This window comes from Dietzia sp. DQ12-76 (genome assembly GCF_014145045.1).
GTDB lineage: Bacteria > Actinomycetota > Actinomycetes > Mycobacteriales > Mycobacteriaceae > Dietzia.
The window spans coordinates 1-4,635 of record NZ_JAALDV010000332.1 but is presented as its reverse complement, the minus strand read 5'-3'; the positions used below and the strand labels follow the sequence as shown (position 1 = coordinate 4,635).

Below are 4,635 nucleotides of genomic sequence, written 5' to 3'. Positions count from 1 at the left end.
GATCGACCCCGTCGTCGTCCCCGTGGTCCGGTCCGGACACACTGGCCCGGTCGGGCACGGGCCCCGGCCCGTCGATCGGGCCCCCGTCCGGTCCGCCCCCGTCCGGTCCGCCGACGCCCGGGTCGTCACCATTCCCCTCGGCCAGGTATCTCACCACCGTGTTGGCCATGGCGGTGACGGGGACGGCGAACAGCGCTCCCACGATGCCGAACAGGTACGTGCCCGCGGCCACCACGACGATGACGGCCAGCGGATGCAGCGCCACCGCGTGGCCCATGAGGACCGGTTGCAACAGATGCGACTCGACCTGGTGGACCACCAGGACGATCGCCAGCATGGCGATGGCGATCACCGGCCCCCGGTCCACCAGCGCCAAGACCGTGGGGATCAGCCCCGCGACGAGAGTCCCCAGGATGGGAACGAACGACGCGAGGAACACCACCACAACGATGGGGATCACGAAGGGCACGCGCAGCACCAGCGCGCCGAGGCCCACCCCGGTGGCGTTGATCGCGGCCACGGTCAGCTGCGTGCGGGTGTAGGCGCCGAGACTGCCCCAGCCCTGCCGTAGCGCCCGATCGACGGTGAGCCGGCTCGCGCGGGGGAACCACCGGACGAAGAACACCCACAACTTCTCCCCCTGGTAGAGGAAGAAGAACAGGGCGACCAGGCAGATGAGCAGACCGGCCACCGCGTCGACGGCGGTGTGGCCGAACTGGACCGCGCCCGCGGCCACGGCCTCGGAATGGGACTCGATCCAGCTGCGGACCTGGGTGACCGCCTCCTGGAGTCGATCGGCGGTGAGGTGGAGCGGGCCGTCCTCCAGCCACCGCAGTGCGGTGTCGACGCCGCCGCCGATCTTCTCCCTCATCTCCGGAACCCCGGTCGCGAGCTGGGTGGTGACCACCGCCAGCGCCCCGATGACCAGCGCCAGGACACCGAGGACGACGACGAGGGACGCCAGCGCCCGCGGGACCTGCCGGGGCACGCGGTCCACGAGCGGTCGGAGCATGGCCGCGAGCAACACCGCGATGGCGAGCGGAGCCAGGATGATCGCCAACCGGCCGATGGCCTGTCCGAGGATCCACCCGCCCCCGGCGATCAGCAGCAGGCAGGCCGCCCAGGCAGCCGCCAGCACCACCGGATACGGGAGATGGGCTCGGGGGATCACGGTCGTGCCGGTGTCCTCACCGCGGGTTGACATGAGAACACCATAGGCGCGCTGACCTCCGTCGACGTCGGGTTCGTGAGTCCCGGCCACACCGTCGGGGAGGCGCGGGGGGACACGCGGGTGCGGGCGACGAGGCGGCGCAGCGTACGGCAACCGGACCTCCTCCGCGACTGGTTGCGCGGTCCGCGCCGAGTGGGAGAGTCGGTGTGACACCCGTGCACTCACACCCAACCCATCGGAGGAGTCACATGTCTGACAAGAAATCCGCTGCATCGAAGACGGCCGAAGCGGCCGCCAAGAAGGTCGCCGACGCCGCCGGCAAACTCGCCGAGGAGGTCATCGGCGGCAGAGACGTCGTCCCCGGTGTCCCGGCCCCCAAGCCCCCGTCGCTCGAGGAGCCCACCGACCCCACCGGACCGCTTCCCCCCAAGCCGGACCAGAAGGGCGCCACGCCGTACAGCCCCACCGGAGCGGAGTCCTCCGATACCGAGGACGCCGCCCGCCAGCAGGGTGAGTTCCTCACCACCGCGCAGGGCGCGCGACTGGCCGAGACCGACCACTCCCAGAAGGCCGGCCGCCGCGGCCCGGTCCTGCTGCAGGATCATCACCTGCGCGAGAAGATCATGCACTTCGACCACGAGCGGATCCCGGAGCGCGCGGTCCACGCCCGCGGCGCCGGTGCGCACGGGGTCTTCGTGGGCAACGGCGCGGCCTCGAGGGTGTGCAAGGCCGGCGTCTTCGCCGACGGCAAGGAGACCGAGGTCTTCGTCCGGTTCTCCACCGTGCTCGGGTCGCGCGGCTCCGCCGACACCGTCCGCGACACCCGTGGTTTCGCGACCAAGTTCTACACCGACGAGGGGACGTGGGACCTGGTCGGGAACAACATCCCCGTGTTCTTCATCCAGGACGCGATCAAGTTCCCCGACGTCGTCCACGCCGCCAAGCCCCACCCGGACCGCGAGATCCCCCAGGCCCAGAGCGCGCACGACACGTTCTGGGACTTCGTCTCCCTGCACACCGAGGCGCAGCACCACACCATGTGGAACATGTCCGACCGCGGCATCCCCCGCTCCTACCGGACGATGGAGGGTTTCGGGGTCCACACCTTCCGGCTCATCAACGACGCGGGGGAGACCAGCCTGGTCAAGTTCCACTGGAAGCCCCACCTCGGCGTGCACTCGCTGGTGTGGGAGGAGGCCCAGATCGCGGCCGGCATGGATCCCGATCTGCACCGCCGGGACCTGGCCGATGCCATCGAGGCCGGCGCGTTCCCGAAGTGGGATCTGGGGATCCAGGTGTTCCCCGACACCGTGGACTCCGACGGCGTCAGCGAGATGTTCCACGGGATCGACCTGCTCGACCCCACCAAGATCGTCCCCGAGGAGCTCGCGCCGGTGCAGGTGATCGGCACCATGACGCTCAACGCCAACCCCAAGAACTACTTCGCCGAGACCGAGCAGGTCGCGTTCCACCCGGGCCACCTGGCGCCGGGCATCGACGTGACCAGCGACCCGCTCCTCCAGGGCCGGCTGTTCTCCTACCTCGACACCCAGCTCACGCGCCTGGGCGGACCGAACTTCGGGCAGCTGCCCATCAACCGGCCGCACGCCCCGGTCAACGACATGCTGCGCGACGGGATGCACCAGACCGCCGATCACGTGGGGGTCGCGCCGTACCAGCCGAACAGCCTCGACGGCGGGTGCCCGTTCCTCGCGGGCACCAGCGACGGTGCGATGGTGGAGGTGGCGCAGCAGATCGCCGACGCGCAGGTGGTCCGGGACGCCCCGGCGACCTTCGACGACCACTTCTCACAGGCGACCCTCTTCTACGCCAGCATGACCGAGGTGGAGCAGGAGCACATCGCCGCCGCCTACACGTTCGAACTGGGCAAGTGCTACGAGGAGAACATCAAGATCCGGCAGGTGGAGCAACTGGCCCGCATCGACCACGGCCTCGCCGTCACCGTCGCCACCGGTCTCGGTCTGCCAGCGCCCGCCGAGGTGCCCACGGCCGAGGTCGTCACCAGCCCCGCGCTGTCCCAGATCGGGCGCGAGTGGCCCTCCGACGGGCGCCTCATCGGGATTCTCGTGACCGAGGCGTCCGACGTCGCCGCCGTCAAGGAGCTCGAGCAGGCGGTCTTCGCCGACGACATGGTCCCGCTGGTCATCGCCCCCACCGGTGGCCGGCTGGGCGAGGGCGAGCCGGATGCGACCGTCGCCGTGTCCCGGACGTATCAGACCCAGCGGTCGATCGAGTTCGACGCTCTCATCGTGGTGGATCTGCCCACCCACCCGAGGACCGATGTGCTGCTCAGCGAGATGTTCCGGCACAAGAAGGCGATCGCCTCGCTGGCTCCTCTCGACGGTCTCGCGGACGTGGGGCTCACCACCGACTCACCCGGTGTCGTGGTGGTGGACGAGGCGGCCGGGGTCCTGCCCGCGCTCAAACCGCTGCTCGCCACCCACCGCGCATGGGACCGGCCGGACCCCGTACGGGTCTGAGGCGGAACCCACCTCACCACAGCGCCCGGCCGATACCCGGGGGTAGCGTCGACGCCATGACGGACAGCGAACCGACCAGCTCGTCCGGGGCCGCCGACGCCGCCCCCGGGACCCGCCTCGAGGCCAGGCGGGTCATCGCGGCGCCGGCGGAACGGATCTTCGCCGTACTCTGCGATCCCGACGGTCACGTGGCCATCGACTCCTCGGGGATGCTCCAGTCCGCCGAGGGCTCGGTGGTCACGGCCCCGGGCGACCGGTTCGTCGTCCACATGGACCGTGAGTCGCTCGGCGACTACGACCTCGGCCGGTACGACGTGACCGTCATCATCACCCGGTTCGTGCCGGGCGAGGAGATCGCCTGGACCATCGACGGCCAGATCAAGCCGCCCATCGGTCACACCTACGGGTACCGCCTGACGCCGCTCGGCGAGGGGACCGAGGTCGTGAGCTACTACGACTGGTCCGAGGCCCACCCGAAGTGGCGCGACTCCGGCATCCTGCCGGTGCTGGACGCGTCCGCGCTCAAAGCGACCCTGGGCATCCTCGAGCGGGCTGTCCGGAGAGGATACGTCCGTGGCTGATCCGACCGTCCCCGGCCCGACCCCGCCACGACCCGGACCGGCGACGTCCCGGGAGATCACGTTCTCCCGGGGTCGCCTCCGGTTCCGGGCCATCGATTCCGGACCGGCCGACGGCCCCGTCGTGGTTCTCCTCCACGGCTTCCCGCAGCGCACGAGTAGCTGGGACGCGGTGGCCCCCCACCTCCACGCGGCCGGGTTCCGCACCCTGGTCCTGGACCAGCGCGGCTACTGCTCCACCGCCCGCCCTGCAGGACGGCGAGCGTACCGACTCTCCGAGTTGGTGGGGGACGTCCTCGGCCTGCTCGACAGTGCCGACCTGCCCGCCGCCCACGTCGTCGGCCACGACTGGGGCGCGGCCGTGGCGTGGGCCGTGGCCGCCGGG

At 70.8% G+C, this 4,635-nt stretch carries 4 protein-coding genes; 3 read left to right on the top strand and 1 reads right to left on the bottom strand.

The genetic code is table 11. From position 1 onward, the window contains the following. Nucleotides 1–1,204, bottom strand: a 1,204-nt coding sequence (locus G6019_RS11610; RefSeq protein WP_194305670.1) for an AI-2E family transporter, incomplete at its 3' end; no start/stop codon positions are given. A 215-nt stretch (nt 1,205–1,419) separates the two neighbouring features. Here G6019_RS11610 and G6019_RS11605 point away from each other — a divergent pair. The 3 genes from G6019_RS11605 to G6019_RS11595 form a co-directional block, all read left to right on the top strand. Then, nucleotides 1,420–3,672, top strand: coding sequence for a catalase (locus G6019_RS11605; protein WP_182612136.1), 2,253 nt, complete (start codon nt 1,420–1,422; stop codon nt 3,670–3,672). Between the two features lie 56 nt (nt 3,673–3,728). Continuing rightward, nucleotides 3,729–4,253 carry an SRPBCC family protein gene (locus G6019_RS11600; RefSeq protein ID WP_107755275.1) on the top strand — a complete coding sequence of 175 codons (525 nt, stop codon included), beginning with the start codon at nt 3,729–3,731 and terminating at the stop codon, nt 4,251–4,253. Beyond that, nucleotides 4,246–4,635 (top strand): alpha/beta fold hydrolase (locus G6019_RS11595; protein ID WP_182627640.1); only part of this gene is annotated, 390 nt, incomplete at its 3' end. The genes G6019_RS11600 and G6019_RS11595, both read left to right, overlap by 8 nt.